The sequence below is a fragment of the Microbacterium sp. genome (assembly GCF_047605725.1).
Lineage (GTDB): Bacteria > Actinomycetota > Actinomycetes > Actinomycetales > Microbacteriaceae > Microbacterium.
The window spans coordinates 1-15866 of sequence record NZ_JASGFE010000035.1 but is presented as its reverse complement, the minus strand read 5'-3'; the positions used below and the strand labels follow the sequence as shown (position 1 = coordinate 15866).

At 70.5% G+C, this 15866-nt stretch carries 10 protein-coding genes and 1 pseudogene; 5 read left to right on the top strand and 6 right to left on the bottom strand.

Features of this window, described 5'->3' with window-relative positions; genetic code table 11:
• Positions 1–25: 25 nt before the first annotated feature.
• The gene (locus QM641_RS08690) at positions 26–1345 is read left to right on the top strand and encodes a GNAT family N-acetyltransferase (protein ID WP_415115500.1); all 1320 of its coding nucleotides are present in this window, start codon (positions 26–28) and stop codon (positions 1343–1345) included.
• A gap of 9 nt (positions 1346–1354) precedes the next feature.
• On the opposite strand, the gene QM641_RS08685 is transcribed toward QM641_RS08690, so the two are convergent.
• The gene (locus QM641_RS08685) at positions 1355–2170 is read right to left on the bottom strand and encodes an MOSC domain-containing protein (RefSeq protein WP_415115498.1); all 816 of its coding nucleotides are present in this window, start codon (positions 2168–2170) and stop codon (positions 1355–1357) included.
• 172 nt (positions 2171–2342) lie between these two features.
• Between QM641_RS08685 and QM641_RS08680 the strand changes: the two genes are divergently transcribed.
• Positions 2343–4799, top strand: a complete 2457-nt coding sequence (locus tag QM641_RS08680; protein WP_415115496.1) for a TIM-barrel domain-containing protein — start codon at positions 2343–2345, stop codon at positions 4797–4799.
• Between the two features lie 453 nt (positions 4800–5252).
• On the opposite strand, the gene QM641_RS08675 is transcribed toward QM641_RS08680, so the two are convergent.
• Positions 5253–6143 (bottom strand): SDR family oxidoreductase, encoded by an 891-nt coding sequence (locus tag QM641_RS08675; protein WP_415115494.1) that lies wholly within the window; start codon positions 6141–6143, stop codon positions 5253–5255.
• A 263-nt stretch (positions 6144–6406) separates the two neighbouring features.
• On the opposite strand from QM641_RS08675, the gene QM641_RS08670 reads away from it, so the two are divergent.
• Together QM641_RS08670 and QM641_RS08665 are read left to right on the top strand one after the other, a co-directional pair.
• On the top strand, positions 6407–8227 hold the full coding sequence (locus QM641_RS08670) for an ABC-F family ATP-binding cassette domain-containing protein (protein WP_415115492.1): 1821 nt from the start codon (positions 6407–6409) through the stop codon (positions 8225–8227).
• Between the two features lie 366 nt (positions 8228–8593).
• Positions 8594–8836 carry a sigma factor-like helix-turn-helix DNA-binding protein gene (locus tag QM641_RS08665; protein ID WP_415115490.1) on the top strand — a complete coding sequence of 81 codons (243 nt, stop codon included), beginning with the start codon at positions 8594–8596 and terminating at the stop codon, positions 8834–8836.
• 98 nt (positions 8837–8934) lie between these two features.
• Here the strand turns inward: QM641_RS08665 and QM641_RS08660 are convergent, their stop codons facing one another.
• Positions 8935–10365 carry a helix-turn-helix domain-containing protein gene (locus QM641_RS08660; protein WP_415115488.1) on the bottom strand — a complete coding sequence of 477 codons (1431 nt, stop codon included), beginning with the start codon at positions 10363–10365 and terminating at the stop codon, positions 8935–8937.
• 250 nt (positions 10366–10615) lie between these two features.
• Here QM641_RS08660 and QM641_RS08655 point away from each other — a divergent pair, with 250 nt between their 5' ends.
• The gene (locus tag QM641_RS08655) at positions 10616–11713 is read left to right on the top strand and encodes an ABC transporter substrate-binding protein (protein WP_415115486.1); all 1098 of its coding nucleotides are present in this window, start codon (positions 10616–10618) and stop codon (positions 11711–11713) included.
• Positions 11714–12124: 411 nt separating this feature from the next.
• Here QM641_RS08655 and QM641_RS08650 read toward each other — a convergent pair whose 3' ends face one another.
• The 3 genes and pseudogenes from QM641_RS08650 to QM641_RS08640 form a co-directional block, all read right to left on the bottom strand.
• Positions 12125–13891: an ABC transporter ATP-binding protein gene (locus QM641_RS08650; RefSeq protein WP_415115484.1), complete on the bottom strand. Its 1767-nt coding sequence runs from the start codon at positions 13889–13891 to the stop codon at positions 12125–12127.
• Positions 13888–15630, bottom strand: a complete 1743-nt coding sequence (locus tag QM641_RS08645) for an ABC transporter transmembrane domain-containing protein (protein ID WP_415115482.1) — start codon at positions 15628–15630, stop codon at positions 13888–13890. Before QM641_RS08645 ends, QM641_RS08650 begins: the two co-directional genes overlap by 4 nt.
• A pseudogene (locus QM641_RS08640) lies at positions 15627–15866 on the bottom strand (siderophore-interacting protein); the annotation flags it as partial. The pseudogene QM641_RS08640 and the gene QM641_RS08645, both read right to left, overlap by 4 nt.

Here is a 15866-nt window from a genome sequence, read left to right as displayed (position 1 = left end):
TTCGCACGGCGCGTAGCCTGGGCTGATGATCGATCTCGCCCGCGACCACCACGACACACCGCTCGATCCGGCATCCTCGGACGCGGTCGCGGCGGCGGGGCTGCGGCTGCACCGCGTCGAGGATGCCGATCTCGCGCAGACGTCGGCCTGGCTCGAAGCCGAAGCACGCGGCTTCCTCGACAGCGAGCGCAACGACGCGCAGCGGCGGGCCCACTTCGACAGCAACGCGTACTATCGCAAGCTCGGCGTGTACGACGACGAGGCGCCGCACCCCGAGACTCCCGTCGCGACGTTCGCTTCGTGGGTCGCGCAGCTGACGGTGCCGGGAGACGTGGCCCTTCCCGCGTGCGCGATCAGTTCGGTGACCGTCGCGCCGACGCACCGTCGCCGCGGACTGTTGCGCGAGCTGATGACGGGCGAGCTGCGCGCCGCTGCGGCGGTCGGCATCCCCGTCGCCGCTCTCACGGTGACCGAGTCGTCCATCTACGGCCGGTTCGGGTTCGGGCCCGCCGCGCACGCCGCATCATGGACGATCAACGCGCGTCGCGCGGGCTGGGCCGGACCCGAGACGCCCGGCCGCATCGACTTCGTCTCGCGCGAGCGCGGGCGTGAGGTCGTCGAATCGCTGCACGAGCGCATCCGCCGCTTTTCGCCGGGGGAGATCGACATGCCGGGCGGGCACTGGGATCGCTTCTTCGGCACGCGCCCCGACGCCGAGAACGCCGAGAAGACGCGGGTCCTGCAATACCGCTCTGCGGCGGGGGAAGTCGACGGGCTCGTGCTGTACCGCGTCACGGTGAACGAGCACGACTACGCCGACTCGTCCCTCGAGGTCTCGTCGCTGCTCGCCGCGACCGACGCGGCGTATGCGGGGCTGTGGCGGTTCCTGCTGTCGATGGACCTCGTCGGCACCGTGCGCGCGCATGAGCTGTCGGTCGACGAGCCGCTGTGGTGGATGATCGCCGACCGACGCGCCGCCCGCATCGAGGTGCGCGACCACCACTACGTGCGCATCCTCGACGTGCCGGCCGCGCTCCAGGCGCGCAGGTACGAGGCATCCGGCAGCCTTCTGCTCCACGTCGCCGACCCGCTGGGGTTCGCGGAGGGCCGCTGGTTGCTGACGGTCGACGCCGACGGGCGCGGGCACGTCGCGGCGTGCACAGGAGACGCCCCGACGGATGCCGTCGCCGTGCGCCTCGGCGTCGCAGAGCTCTCGGCTGCGTATCTCGGCGGTGTCTCGCTCGCGACGCTGGCCCGTGCCGGTCGCGTGGAATCCAGCGACGCGGATGCCGCCGCCCGCGTCTTGTCGACCCTCACCCCGCCGCGGCTGAGCTTCTGGTACTGATCGCGGCAGCTACCGCTCGACGACGACCTCGTCGCCGAGACGGATCTCGCCCCCGCCAGCCCCGGTCGGCTCGGCCGGCTCGGGCAGCAGGAGCATTCCGAGGGTCGGCTCGTCCTGGTCGAAGCGCGTCGTGAGCACGCGCAGCAGGCGCGCATCGCGCTCGCCGCTGTCGGGGTTCGCCATGATCGCAGCGCACCGGCCGATCGGCGCCTGCGGCACGAACGACACGGCGCCGATCCGCACCCGGCCCGTCCACGTCAGCTCCTCCCACGGCGCTGTGCCCGCGACCACGATGTTGGAACGGAACCGACGGTCGTCGACGGACGCCGTCACCATGGCATCCACGGCGCGCACGGATGCCTCGCCGTGCACGGAGACGAACCCCCGCGGCCGGTCCTGGAAGCGCGACGTGCGACCGTCGCCGACGAGCCGCAGCGGCAGGACGCCGTCGTTCTCGAGCAGCGCGTACTCCGGGGATGCCGCGACGAAGGCGGTCACCGCCTCTTCGAGCCGGCGCCGGCCGGCGTCATCGAGCCCTTCCTCGGCGAGCACCGCGGCGCCCTCCCGGATCTCGACCCGCAGTGCCTCGGGGTCGAAGCGCAGGCGCAGGCGCGCCAGCGAGGGGAAGGCCATCAGCGCCAGGCCCCTGCTCTTCGGCCACGAGTCGAGCCCGTCTCGCGCCTCCGGGTCCACCGCGCTCGCGAAGCGGAACGCCAGCACGCGGTCGCCCGCGATGCGGCCGTCGGCCTGCACGAGGACGTGATCGACGGGTTCCGGCGTGAAGCCCTTGACGGGATGGCGGAAGAGCCCGGACACGTGAGGCACGCCCTTATGCTCTCACTGCCAGCCTGGCGCTGTCCCGGCGTCCGCTCGCGTAGCCTGGACGCGACGTGGCGCATCTTCTGAGGTCATCCCGCCGCGGCGCGGCTTCTGGTGCCGATCCTCTGTCGACACCGAGCCGGCACTCAGACGACACCGAGGAGAACCGTTGATCGCCATGTCCGACGGGCGCCCCGCGCCCGCGCACCCGGATGCCGTCGTCGCAGGCGCCACCTACCGCTTCACCGTCCTGACACCGCGCCTCATCCGCATGGAGTGGAACGAGCGCGGCGCCTTCGTCGATGAGTGCACGCAGCTTGTCACCTCGCGCGCTTTCCCCGTGCCCGGATTCACCGTGACGCAGCTTCCCGGCGGCGGGGTGGAGATCCTCACCGACGCGCTCCGGCTGCGCTACGACGGCGGCGAGTTCACCGAGGCGGGGCTGACGGTGACGCTCCTGCGCGGCGCGACAGACGGGCACTACTCGACGTGGCGCTACGGGCACTCCTACCCCCAGCGGCTCCCGCACCGGGGCAATCTCCTCGGCACGGCGCGCACCCTCGACGAGGCCGACGGCGCGATCGCGCTCGAACCCGGCATCCTCGCCACCTACGGCTTCGCCGCCGTCGACGACTCCGAATCGGCCCTGCTCTCTCCCGACGGGTGGGTGGCTCCCCGCTCACCGGCCGGCCCGCGCGGGCGCAAAGACCTGTACCTCTTCGGGTACGGCCGCGACTTCGCGGCGGCGCTGCGCGACTATCACCGCCTCACGGGGCCGACGCCCCTCGTGCCGCGCTTCGTGCTCGGCAACTGGTGGAGCCGCTACTGGCCCTACAGCGAAGAGGAGTACCTGTCGGTCATGGACCGCTTCGCGAGCGAGCGCATCCCGCTGTCGGTCGCGGTGATCGACATGGACTGGCACCTCGTCGACATCGACCCCGAGATCGGTGCCGGTTGGACCGGCTACACCTGGAACCGCGAGCTGTTCCCCGACCCGCCGCGCTTCCTCGCCGCGCTGCACGAGCGCGGGCTCGCCGTCACTCTCAACCTGCACCCGGCCGACGGCGTGCGCCGCCACGAAGACGCCTATCCGCAGATGGCCGAGGCGATGGGCATCGATCCGGCCAGCGGACTGCCCGTCGAGTTCGACGTCACCTCGCGCGCGTTCGTCGACGCGTACTTCCGGTTCCTGCATCATCCGCTGGAGGAGCAGGGCGTCGACTTCTGGTGGATCGACTGGCAGTCGGGAGGGGCGACACGGGTGCCGGGGCTCGACCCGCTGTGGATGCTCAACCACCTCCACTTCCACGACTCCGGCCGGCGCGGCACGCGACCGCTCACCTTCTCGCGCTACGCGGGACTCGGCAGCCACCGCTACCCGGTCGGGTTCTCGGGCGACACCGTCACGACGTGGGCCTCGCTCGACTTCCAGCCGTACTTCACGAACACGGCGGCCAACGTGGGCTACACGTGGTGGTCGCACGACATCGGCGGCCACATGTGGGGCGACAGAGACATCGAGCGCACCGTGCGCTGGTTCCAGTACGGTGTGTTCTCGCCGATCAACCGGTTGCACTCGTCCTCCAGCCCGTTCACGACGAAGGAGCCATGGGCGTTCGGCCCGCGGGCGCTCGGGATCATGGCGTGCTTCCTGCGGCTGCGGCACCGGCTCGTCCCGGCGCTGTACACCGCCGCGTGGCGCGCGCACACCGACGCCGTCGCCGTCGTGCGCCCGATGTACCACGAAGCGCCGGCGGTGGATGCCGCGTACTCCGTGCCGAACCAGTACCTGCTGGGGGAGCATCTGCTCGTCGCTCCCGTCACGACCCCCGCCGACCCCGAGGCAGGGCTCGCATCCGCGCGTGCCTGGCTGCCGGAGGGCGCCTGGTTCGACGTGTTCACGGGCCGCCGCTACGACGGCGGCACGCACGTCACGCTGCACCGGTCGCTGGAGCGGACGCCCGTGCTCGCGCGCGCGGGGGCGGTGCTGCCGCTCGCCGACGCGCTCGCGCCTCTCGGGGATGTGCCGGACAAGCTGACCCTGCGCGTGTTCCCCGGCGAGGGCGTGTCGCACCTCATCGAGGACCATGGCCAGGGCGCCCCGACGCCCGAGGATCGCAACCTCACGCGGTTCGTGCAGTCTCTCACCGTTCGGCCCGACGGCCTCGCCGACCTGCGCCTGACGATCGAGCCGACGACAGGGCCTGAGCCGTCGGCGCTGCGCGAGATCGTCGTGGAGATCGTCGGCGCCGTGGGCCTTGAAGGCGTGGGGTTCGAGGTCGTCGGCGTCGCCGGTGGTGCGGACCTCCCCGACGCCCCGGCACTCGCCGACGCGGGCGTGGTCGACGACGAGATCCTCGCGCCCGCGCTGCGCGTCGAGCTGGGCCGCGTCGACCTCAGCCACGGTCTCACTCTCACGGTGTCCGGCCTTGCTCCCGCCGTTCCCGACGTCGTCGCCGAGGCCTTCGTCCTCCTCGACCAGGCCGAGATCGCTTTCGACGCCAAGGAAGCCGCGTGGTCGGCGGTGCGAGGGCTGAGCGGTCTCGCCCTGGCGCAGGAGCTGTCATCGATCGAACTGCCCTCCGCGCTCCGCGCCGCCCTGCTGGAGTGCGCCGCAGCGATCCTGCCCTGGTAGGCGTGGCGGTGCGCACAGACGATTCTCAGGCTCACCTGACGCGTGCGCGCACGCCCAGCCACGTGCGCGTCGCCTTTGCCTTGACAGTCGCGCCCTTCTCGCGCTTCGGCACCTGACCACAACTGTCATGCGAGTCGGGTTGCGCGGGGAAGGCGTCCTCTTGCCGTGGCAGTTGTGGTCGCCTTCTGCCCCGGCATCCGGCCACGACTGCCAGGCGAGTCGCGCTGCGCGGGGATGGCGTCCATTGTCTTGGCAGTTGTGGTCCCCTCGCGCCCTGCGGGGCGGCCACGAGTGCCAGATGAAGGGATGCCGAGGGATGCCGAGTGCCCAGGTCTGTTGCCGTGGCAGTTGTGGCCGTCTCGTTCCTTGGCATCCGACCATGACTGCCAGGCGAGTCGCGCCGCGCGGCAGGGCATCCCGCGCCACATGTCCCAGGCCCGCGGGGTGTCGAACTCACCCGAGACTGAACCCACCGTCGCTCGTGAGCACTTGGCCGACGATCCAGCTGCCGGCGGGCGTCGATAGCCAGCCGATGAGCTCCGCCGGGTCGGACGGCACTCCGAATCGGCCGAACGCCGTCGTCTGCAGGTACTCGTCGAGCTCGTGCAGCGGCCGATCGGTCGTCGATGGATCCAGATAGCCCGTGTTGACCGGGCCTGGATTCACGGTGTTGAGGATGATCCCGAGCTCGAGCAGTTCCGCCGCGACCGACGCCGTCACGCCCGCCAGCGCCGCCTTGCTCGTCGCATAGGCGATCTCGCCCCGCATCGGTCCGTGCACCTGCCCTGACGTCATCCAGAACACGTGGCCCTGAGGCTCGACATAGGGCCTCTCGCTCGTGATGCGCTCGCCCGGGCGGCGCCGCGGCTCATCGGGGGAGCGCGTCTTGTGACGGGCGAACGCCGCCGTCAGCAGCAGGGTGGACCGCGCGTTCACCTGCCAGAACGCGTCGAGCCTTTCGGGGGTCATGTCGAGGATGCTGCCGTCGTCGCCGCTCTTCGCGTGATTGCAGACCAGGATGTCCACCGAGCCGGTCAAACCCGCCGCGCGCTCGAACACCGCGCCGATGGCGTCCGGGTCGGCGAGGTCGGCGGAGATGTCGTCGGCGACGGCATCCTCCGTCAAGCTCGACCGGATGCCGTCTCGCACCGCCTCGAGATCGTCGCCACCCCAGGGCTGCGCGAGGTCGTGGTCGCGATGGTGCTGCGTGACGATGCTCGCGCCGAGCGCGGCGAGCTTGATCGCGACGGCGAAGCCGATCCCGCGGCGCCGGGAGACGCCCGTGACCAGCGCGGTCTTTCCGCGCAGAGGATGCAGAGGACGCAGTGGCACGGATGCATGCATGAGTGAACCTTTCGAAGGTGGCGAGAGATGCCGCAGCGATCAGGGGGAATGGATTCACAGGCATTGCATGACCCGGAGCCTACCGCCGCGCGGTGATCGTCCTGCTCGCCGACGCGCCGCTCCGGCGTGCCGCTTGCGCTCCCTTCCCGCCTGAGCGGCACGGGATTTCTCGCTGCCTGTGTTTGCCCCGGGGCGGTCCGTTCACGTGGGCTGCCTGTTCCCGGACGGGGCCGCACCGCCCGCTCGCGTAGCCTGGTCGGGACATGGCACATCTGCTCGGCGCTGAAGCGCTGCATCTCGAGTTCCCCACCAAGGTCGTCTTCGATGAGGTCACCCTCGGCGTCGACGAGGGCGACCGCATCGGCATCGTCGGCCGCAACGGCGACGGGAAGTCGAGCCTGCTCGCGATGCTCGCCGGACGCCTGGCGCCGGATGCCGGACGGGTCACCGTCCGCGGCGGCGTCACGGTCGGCGTCCTCGATCAGGCCGACACCCTGGACGACGACGACACGGTGGGGCACGCCGTCGTCGGCGACGCGCCCGAGCACGAGTGGGCCGGAGACGCGCGCGTGCGCGAGGTGGTCGCAGGACTTCTCGCAGACCTCGGTTGGCAGGCGCCTCTCGCGACTCTTTCGGGAGGCCAGCGCCGCCGGGTCGCCCTCGCGCGGCTGCTGATCGGCGACCACGACATCCTCGCCTTGGACGAGCCGACGAACCATCTGGACGTCGAGGCGATCACCTGGCTCGCCGATCACCTGAAGCGGCGCTGGGCGAAAAGCGCTGGCGCGCTGCTGGTCGTGACGCACGACCGCTGGTTCCTCGATGAGGTGTGCACTGCGACGTGGGAGGTACACGACCGCATCGTCGAGCCCTTCGAGGGCGGTTACGCGGCCTACATCCTGCAGCGCGTCGAGCGCGACCGCCAGGCGGCCGTGGTCGAGCAGCGGCGGCAGAACCTCGCGCGCAAGGAGCTGGCGTGGTTGCGGCGCGGGGCGCCGGCGCGCACGAGCAAGCCGAGATTCCGCATCGACGCGGCGAACGCGCTCATCGCCGATGTGCCGGAGATCCGCAACAAGACCGAGCTGCAGTCGCTGGCCGTCTCACGGCTGGGGAAGGATGTCGTCGACCTCCTCGACGTCTCGGTCTCCTTCGACGGCAGGCCCGTGCTGCGCGGGGTCGAGTGGCGGCTCGCGCCGGGGGAGCGCACCGGCATCCTCGGCGTCAACGGTGCGGGGAAGTCGACCCTCCTGGGCCTGATCGCGGGCACCGTCGATGCGACCGGCGGCCGCGTCAAGCGTGGCAAGACCGTGAAGGTCGCCACCCTCACCCAGCGGCTCGACGAGCTGGCGGAGCACCTGGACGAGCCCGTGCGCACCGTCATCGGGCGGCTGCGGACGACCTATACCCTCGGCTCCGGCTCGAAGGCGGCTGAGCTTACGCCGGGCCAGCTGCTCGAACGCCTCGGTTTCTCCTCGGCGCAGCTGTCGACGCCCGTGAAGGACCTCTCCGGCGGCCAGCAGCGGAGGCTGCAGCTGCTGCTGATCCTGCTCGATCAACCGAACTGTCTGATCCTCGACGAGCCCACCAACGACCTCGACACCGACATGCTCGCCGCGCTCGAAGACCTGCTGGACTCCTGGCCGGGATGCCTGATCGTCGTCAGCCACGACCGCTACTTCCTGGAGCGGGTCACCGATCAGCAGTACGCGATCCTCGACGGCCGGCTGCGGCACCTCCCTGGCGGGGTGGACGAGTACCTGAAGCTGCGTTCCGCTCCGACCCCCGCTCCGCGATCGTTGAGCGAGGAGCGCAGCGACGAGACGAAACGCGGTGAGAAGACCGACTCCTCCACCCCCGCCCTCTCCGGCGCCGACCTGCGCGCCGCCGAGAAGGAGCTCGCCTCCCTGGAGCGCCGCGTGGAGCGTCTGCGTCGGCAGGCATCCGATGCCCGCAGCAGGCTCGCGGATCTCGACCAGTCCGACTATCAGCTCCTCGGCGCCGAGATGGCGAGGATCACCGCGCTGGATGCCGAGGCATCCACCCTCGAAGAGCGCTGGCTGGAGCTGTCCGCGCTGGTCGACTGAACGATGGGGGAGGCAGAGCGCCGAGCACCGGGCGCATAACTCAGGCAGGATGGGTCATCCCCGGGCACTTTCTGTCCGGTGGGTGGGGAACTGCCTGAGTTATGCGCCATGTGGAGGGGAGACCTGTGCCCCTCGATCGTCGCCGCCGATGCTGAAACTCGGAAAGCGGGCCAGCGCGGCACTGCGGTGAGCGCGGCGATCGGAAGCGCGGCCGGAATGACCGCGCAAGAGACCCTCGAGATCCCGAAATCCCCGAAGACGAGACCCCGGCGCGCATGTGGGCCTTCGGCGTCGCCCGCCGGGTGCTCCTGGCCCAGCGCCGCGACTGCTGCGATCTAGGCATCCGCGCTCCAGCAGCTCCTCATCGTGCAGGAGCACGTTCCGGATCGGGACGACGGCCGCGACCTCGTGCGCATGGAGGTGAGCCGGCTCCCAGGTCGCCAACGCGAGATCGTGATCCTCGTCCACGGGGACCGCTTCCCCCTCGTCGACGCCGCCGGATACTTCGGTATCCGGCCCACGACGGCGCGCACGCGCTACCAGCGCGCCCGCGACGTGCCCGACTGCGGGACGGTTTCGGGGGTCGCCTCTTCGGCGGTGGGTAACTGAGCCGCGCGACGGCCGGAGAATGTGACGAAGTTCGTCACATTCTCCGAAGAACGGACATGCGTCTGGAGGCCGCCGCACCCTGCCGGCTGCATCTCGGCTCAGATCGCGGCTTCGCGACGCTGATATTCCCTCGGCGACATGCCGTGGGTGGCGGAGAACACCTTCGTGAACGCCGACGTGCTCTTGTAGCCGATCTGTCGCGCCACGTCACCGGGTGTCCTTCCGGTCCACAGGAGCGCGCGAGCGACGTCCATGCGCAGTCGCGATCGCCACTGGGCAAAGGGCATCCCCGTCTGTCTCGAGAACTCCCGGCTCAGCTGAAGAGCGTCGACGTGGAGGACATCCGCCCATTCTGTCAGCGATCGTGCGTTGTCAGGGCTGTGCCATAAGGCGGCGCCGATCTTCGCGACCGAAGATGCATGAGCCTGTATCGCGGTGCCGTCCTGGTCGCGGCCGAACTGCGCCCGGAACAGCACGTCCACGATCGTTCCGGGCCCGGCGGCAGGCCTCAGCAACGTCTCCTCCGACAGGGCGACGTGAAGGAGATGCTCCTCCGCGGAGAGAGGGTAGGTAAACGTCTCGAGATTTTCGGGCGCGACATGCCCATGGCCATGTCTGCTGCCGACCGGGATCAATATGGATCCGTCGCCGAGCTCGACCTGGAAAGGAACTCCCGCGGGAACCCAGATGAGGTCTCCGCGGTGCAGCTGCCGGTCATGAGCGCCGATGCGAAGTGTCACACGACCTCGGTACGCCCAATGGAGAACGTGGCAGTTCTCGATCTGGACCGGCCGCAGCTCGGACGGGATCCTCGGTGCCGGGTGGCTCTGCGTGATCAGCGCTGCGACGTCCGTGAAGATGTCGCTGCTCGAGTTGTCGCGCGAGGCGACGCCGAGGGCGACGCGTCGCGCGAACTCTTGCGGAGAGACGCCGGTATGCCGGCGGAAGGCCCGCGTGAAACCGGCCGGAGACGCATAGCCGACGTGTCGGGCGGTCCATCCGATCCGATGCCCTTCGATCAGCCGGGCAGCCGCCGCAGACACGCGCGCGCGAGTGCGCCATTCAGACATCAGGAGGCCGGTCTCGTTGCGGAAGTGGCGCTGCAGTGTCTTGACGCTGATGTGCTCTCGTTCCGCGAACGCCGACACGGACATGTCACTGCCGGGCGCGCGCAGGATCGTCATCGCAACAGACCGCGCAGGGGACGCACGCGGCATCGGCAAGGATGCCGCATAGGCACCGGCCTCTCCCACGGTCTTCGCCGGGGAGGCTCCGCGTAACAGCTGCTGCAAAGGGGCGACGCGGGTGACCTCTCCGGCGGCGAACCGGTGCATGAGCCAGTCATTCCAGTCAGCGGGGACGGAGATGATGCGTACGTCAGGGGGCGCCGCCGGCAACATCGTCGCGGGCGCGAAGATCGGAATCGCCAGCGTTCCCTGCTCCGTCTGGACCGCATGGACGACGCCGGGGGGAACCAGAATCGCCTCCCCGGCCGAAACGCGATGCACTCGGCGTGCGACCTCGACCATCGCTGCCCCCGCGCGCACCCAGAGGAAGAGCACAAGACGATCGTTCGACAGCGGTCCCGCCGAGACGGGCGGAAGCTCATCCACGGAGAGCATGGAGAGGTTGCTGACACTCCGCACGAGCACGCCTTCTGGCCGGGACAATGATTCGTCGCTTCATGATAACCGATGAAGGTAAGGCAAAGCTAACCTCAATCGAGTGCCGCCTGCCTTCCCGGCACCTGAACCGACCCCGAACAAGAGAGAACCACCGATGAGGAACCTGCGCCCGGAACGATCCCGAACTGCCACCGCCGCCACTGTCCTAGGAGCCGCGGTCGTCGCGCTCCTCCTGCTGTCAGGCTGCAGCGGCGAGGCCGGCGCGGGGTCGGAGACGGCCAGCAGCTCCACGAGCCTGCTGCCTGCGGCTGAGGGCGTGACGGAGTATCCGCTGACGTTGACGACGGCCTGGGGCGAGACGTCTCTCGAGGAACGTCCCGAACGGATCGCGGTCGTGAACTCCTACGGCACCGATGTCGAGCTCCTCGCCAGCATCGGAGTGTCTCCTGTGCTGGCCCCGGACACTTTCGAGCGATCCGTCTGGACCCTCGACGCGCTTGCCCACGAGGTCGAGACCGTCTACGCCTACGACGACGCGGAGCCCTACCCCTACGAGACCGTCGCGGCGAGCGAGCCGGACCTCATCATCGTCACTGCCGAGGACATCGGCGCCGAGGCGTACGAGCGCCTGTCCGCCATCGCGCCGGTGCTGGCGGCCGAGACCTCAGACGACGTCGTGGCCACCTGGCAAGACCGCCTCGACCAGATCGCGACGGCGCTGGACCTCAGTGACGCCGCTGCAGACGTCGTCGACGGCTACGACCAGTTCTTCAGCGACGTGAGAGAGGACAACCCGGAGTTCGAGGGGCTGACGGCGACCTACCTGGTCGTGTTCGGGAGCGAATGGGGGATCGAGTACTACTCCGGCACCGGATCGACCGTCGAATCCCTGTTCCTCAGCCTCGGGTTCAGTGCCAACCCTCTGGCCGAGAACTTCGACGACACGCGCACCACGGTCAGCACGGAGCTGATCAGCCTGGTCGACGCCGACGTCCTGATCGTCGCGAACAACACCCAGGATCTCGAGCGCACCGAGTTCGACGAACTGCTCACGTCGCAGTCGCTGTTCCAGCAGTTGGATGCCGTCGAGAACAACCATGTCGTGATCTTCGACAACGCCGGCACCAGCTACGTCTTCGACGGCGAAGAGTTCGAGGGCAACATCGCCTGGGCGCTCGGATATCCCGGGCCCCTGTCGACCGAATGGGCCGCCGAGCGCTTGGTCGCGATGATCGACTCGGTGCTCGGGTGAGAGTGCGGTGACAGCGGCACACAGCGTGTGACGGGTGCGCGTACACCGGACGCGGCTCGGGTGCCGTGTCGCGCGTGACCGTATTCCGGCGATCCGCACCAGAGATCTGCCGAGCGTCGATCGCATCCACTGCCCGTGATGCGGAGGGCATCTCCTCCTCCGCATCACGGGCAGTGGGCCGTGACCACGGGGCACTCCCCGTCAGCCGCCGCCATTGCTCTGCGGGGCGACACCGCAGCTGTCTCGGCCGCGCCTGACGCGCGCCCTGACGTCGTCGCTTGTGGACTCTCCCCCGCGATGCGGAGCTCCTCATCGAACAGGAGTCCGTTCTGGCATCCAGCAGAGAACGCGCCTTCCTGGCTCGCCGCGCGGATGCGGCCAACGACCTCTCAAAGATCTCTCAACGAGTTGTCAACAACCCCTGGACGTCGGTGGACGCGGGTTCGGACGGTTGCCTCGACCGGCCTCCCACGCCGCCCACAGTCGCGCATACGCCCCGTCGACGGCGACGAGCGCCGCGGGGGAGCCTTCCTCGGCGATGCGACCGTCATCGACGACGAGGACGCGATCACAGCTGGCGGCCTGGGAGAGCCGGTGGGCGACGACCAGCGCTGCTCGCCCGGAGATGGCCGTCTCGGCGGCGCGATCGAGCAGGCTCGCGTCCGCGCTGTCGGCCTCCGCGGTCGCTTCGTCCAGGATCGCGAGTTCCGCATCCGCCAGCAGCAGCCGCGCGAGGGCGAGCAATTGCGCCTGCGCCGCGGTGAGCGGGTGCCCGCCGTGCCCGACAGGCGTGGCGAGCCCGTCCGGCAGCGCGTGCAGCAGCCCGCCGGCGTGCACGCGGGTGAGCGTCTCCGTCAACTCGGCATCCGAGGCATCGGGACGGGCGAGGCGCAGGTTGTCGGCGAGGGTCCCGGCGAAAACGTGGGTCTCCTGCGAGAGCAGCAGTGTCCGTGCCGGCCTGCTGACCGATCCGGTGGCGGGCTCGTGGATGCCGGCCAGCAGGGCGGCGATGGTGCTCTTGCCGGCACCCGAGGCGCCGACGAGGGCGACCCTCTCGCCCGGGTCCACGTGCAGGTCGACCTCGTGCAGCACAGGCCTGCTGTCGCCGTAGGAGAACGTGACGCGTCGCGCCGACGCGACGGGTCCGCCCGCTGCGGGCGTCGTCATCTCCGCGGGCGGCGCGCTGACAGCGGAAGGACTCCGCGTGATGCCGACGATGCGGGAGAGCGACGCGGCGGCATCCTGGGCCTCGTCCATGACGAACACGAGCTCACCGACGGGAGCGAACACCTGCAGCAGCAGGAGCACGGCGGTCGTGGCCCCGCCGATCGTGGCGAGGTCGGCCTGCACGAGCCAGAAGCCCGCCAGCAGCAGGCTGGCGAGGCCGAGATATTCGGCGAGGTTGAGGCGGCCGGTGAGCATGTTCTGGACGACCCGTGCGCGCAGCGCCCAGCGCACGACGTCCCACGATGCGACCGCGATGCGACCCGAGTGCTCGTCGGAGAGCCGATAGGCGAGCACGGTGTCGAGCCCGCGCAACGCGGCGAGCACGTGGTGCGCCCGCGTCGCCGTCGCGGCGCGCTGGGCCGCGTAGATCATCGGCGCGGTGCGCAGGTACCAGCGGATCGTCAGGGCGTAGACGGGGATGGTGACCGCGAGCGCGAGCGCGAAGCGGCCATCGACGAGGCCCATGCCCGCCACGGTGACGACGACGGTGAACAGCGCCGAGGTCAGGGCGGGGACGAGTTGCGGGATCGCGTCGGACACCTCGGCCACGTCATCGCTCGCGCGCGAGACGAGGTCACCCGTCCCGGCGCGCTCGACCACGCCCTGCGGCAGGGCGAGGGCGCGGGCGATGAACTCCTCACGCAACTCGGCGAGCATCCTCTCGAACAGACGTGCGGCGAGCATGACCCCCACCCCGGCCGTCGCGGCTGCGAAGAGCGTGGCACCGAGGATCGCGAGTCCCAGTCGCCACACTTCCGCCGCGGTGGCGGTGTCGTCGCCGATGAGGTCGACGAGCGCCCCCAGCGCCCACGGCGTCACGAGCCCCGCAGCCGCGCCGCTGAGCATCACGACGACGACGAGCAGGAGCAGCCCGGGCCGGCGGGACGCCAGTCGCCACGCGACGGCGAGGGTCTGCCGTCCGGTTGCAATGGGCAATGTGGTGGCGGTCATGTTCCGCTCCCGGCGGTCACGACCCGGTCGCACACGCCCAGCAGCGCGGGGGATGCCGTGAGCACGATCGTCGTTCGCCCCGCCCGGATGCCGCAGAGCCTCGACGCGATGGCCTGTTCGGTGGCGGCGTCGACCGAAGTCGCCGGCTCGTGCAGCAGCAGCACGGGCGGATGCGCGGCGTACGCGCGGGCCAGGGCGATGCGCTGGCGCTGTCCGCCCGACAGTTGCGTGCCACCCTCGCCGACCGGGGTCTCCACGCCGTCCGGGAGCGCGTCGAGGATGTCGTTGCACGCGGCCGCTTCCAGAGCGCTCGGCACCAGGGCGGCGTCGGTGGCGGGAGTGGAGAGGTTCCACGCGATGGTTCCGTCGAACAACTCGGCCCGGTGCGGGGCGACCAGCACCAGGCGTCGCCAGGCATCCACGCCGAGGGCGGACGGCGGCGCGCCGTCGAGGAGCACGCTCCCCGCATCGCCCGATCGGCGGCGGGCGGACAGCAGCCGGACGAGTTGCTCCGCCGCGGCCTGATCGGCGCGCACACCGACCAGCTCGCCCGGCTCGACCCGCAGCGCGAGCTTCGGCAGCACCGCCTCGACCACGGGCGCCTCACCGTCGGCGCGAGGGGTGGGAGCGGCATCCGGGGCATCGGCTGCGATGGGCGCGTTCAGCACGCTCAGCACGCGGTGGGCGGAGGCGACCCCGATCGCCCAGACCGCTCCGGTGTTGGCGGGCATCATCGTCAGCGGTCCGACGAGGAACTGGATCAGCCCGACCGCAGCGATCAGCCCTCCGATGCCGAGCTGCCCGGCCCCGCCCAGATGCGACGGCAGGGCGAGGAACCCGGCGAGCACCGTCAGCGCGGCGGTGAACAGCCCGGTGAGGGCATCGGTGCCGCCGAGGAACACGCCGTGTGCGGTCTTGGCCCGCAGCGTCCCGCCCAGTGCCGCCTGGCTGACCTCCCGATAGCGACGGGTGGCCTCGGGTTCTGCGCGCAGCCCCTTGATGACCCGGTACCCGGCGAGCAGGTCCGCGGCCCGCCCCACGGCGTCGGCAGCGAGTTCCTGCTGCGCAAACGACCGGCGCTGCAGGGGCCCGCCGGCGGTGAACAGCACCACCAGCAGTGCCGCCGCGCCGAGCAGCACCGCGATGCCCAGCCACGGCGACAGCAGCGACAACCACACGCCGCAGAACACGATCGCGGCCAGTTCCCCGGCCGGGTAGACGCCGATCTGCATGATCGCCGCCAGGCGGGTGACGTCGCTCGTCGCGATCGACAGCGCGGCCCCGTCCGACTGACCGTGCTCGCTGCCCGCCGGGTGCAGCAGCCGGTCGGTGACGGTCGTGCGCAAGCGATGCTGCACCTGCTGCATCCCGTAAAGACCCAGCCGCGATCCGAAGCGCAACGCCAGGGAGAACGCCGCGAAATCCACCGCCAGCACGCCCAGCCACCACAGCAGCCGGCCGAGATCTCCCGTCGCGATGGCCCCGTCGATCGCCGCGCCGACGATCACCGGCACGAGCGCTTCGCCGATCATGCTCACCGCGAGCAGGAGCCCTGCCGGCACGGTGAACCGGCGCGCGGCGAACATGACCCGCACCGCGAACCGCGTCGCCGACACGCCTTCGTACCGGATCGGTGCGGACAGTCGCGGCTGGACCGGGGCCTGGAGAAGAACCGGCAGACGGATGCCGAACCATGTCCGGCCCAGCGTTTCATCGGCGGACTCCTGTGCCGCCGTCATCTCTCACCGGGGGCGAGCGTGTAGAGCGTGAGCCCCCACCCGATCGTCGTGCGCTCCGCCGGGGCGAGACCCGCGGCGGCGAACAGCGCCTCGTGCTCATCGTGGTCGCGGGCACCGCCGCCGGTGAGGGCGAACTCGATCAGGTCGCCCTCGTAGTCGTGCTCGTCGGCCAGCTCGGCTTCCAGGATCCTGCCGAACACCAGCACGCTCCCGTCCGGGTTGACGCTCGCCGCCGC

Bases quoted from the DNA above. Each gene is read 5' to 3' on its own strand.
- QM641_RS08660 (WP_415115488.1), bottom strand. From the start codon at position 10,365: ATGGTCGAGGTCGCACGCCGAGTGCATCGCGTTTCGGCCGGGGAGGCG.
- QM641_RS08670 (WP_415115492.1), top strand. From the start codon at position 6,407: ATGGCACATCTGCTCGGCGCTGAAGCGCTGCATCTCGAGTTCCCCACC.
- QM641_RS08655 (WP_415115486.1), top strand. From the start codon at position 10,616: ATGAGGAACCTGCGCCCGGAACGATCCCGAACTGCCACCGCCGCCACT.
- QM641_RS08650 (WP_415115484.1), bottom strand. From the start codon at position 13,891: ATGACCGCCACCACATTGCCCATTGCAACCGGACGGCAGACCCTCGCC.
- QM641_RS08645 (WP_415115482.1), bottom strand. From the start codon at position 15,630: ATGACGGCGGCACAGGAGTCCGCCGATGAAACGCTGGGCCGGACATGG.
- QM641_RS08680 (WP_415115496.1), top strand. From the start codon at position 2,343: ATGTCCGACGGGCGCCCCGCGCCCGCGCACCCGGATGCCGTCGTCGCA.
- QM641_RS08675 (WP_415115494.1), bottom strand. From the start codon at position 6,143: ATGCATGCATCCGTGCCACTGCGTCCTCTGCATCCTCTGCGCGGAAAG.
- QM641_RS08690 (WP_415115500.1), top strand. From the start codon at position 26: ATGATCGATCTCGCCCGCGACCACCACGACACACCGCTCGATCCGGCA.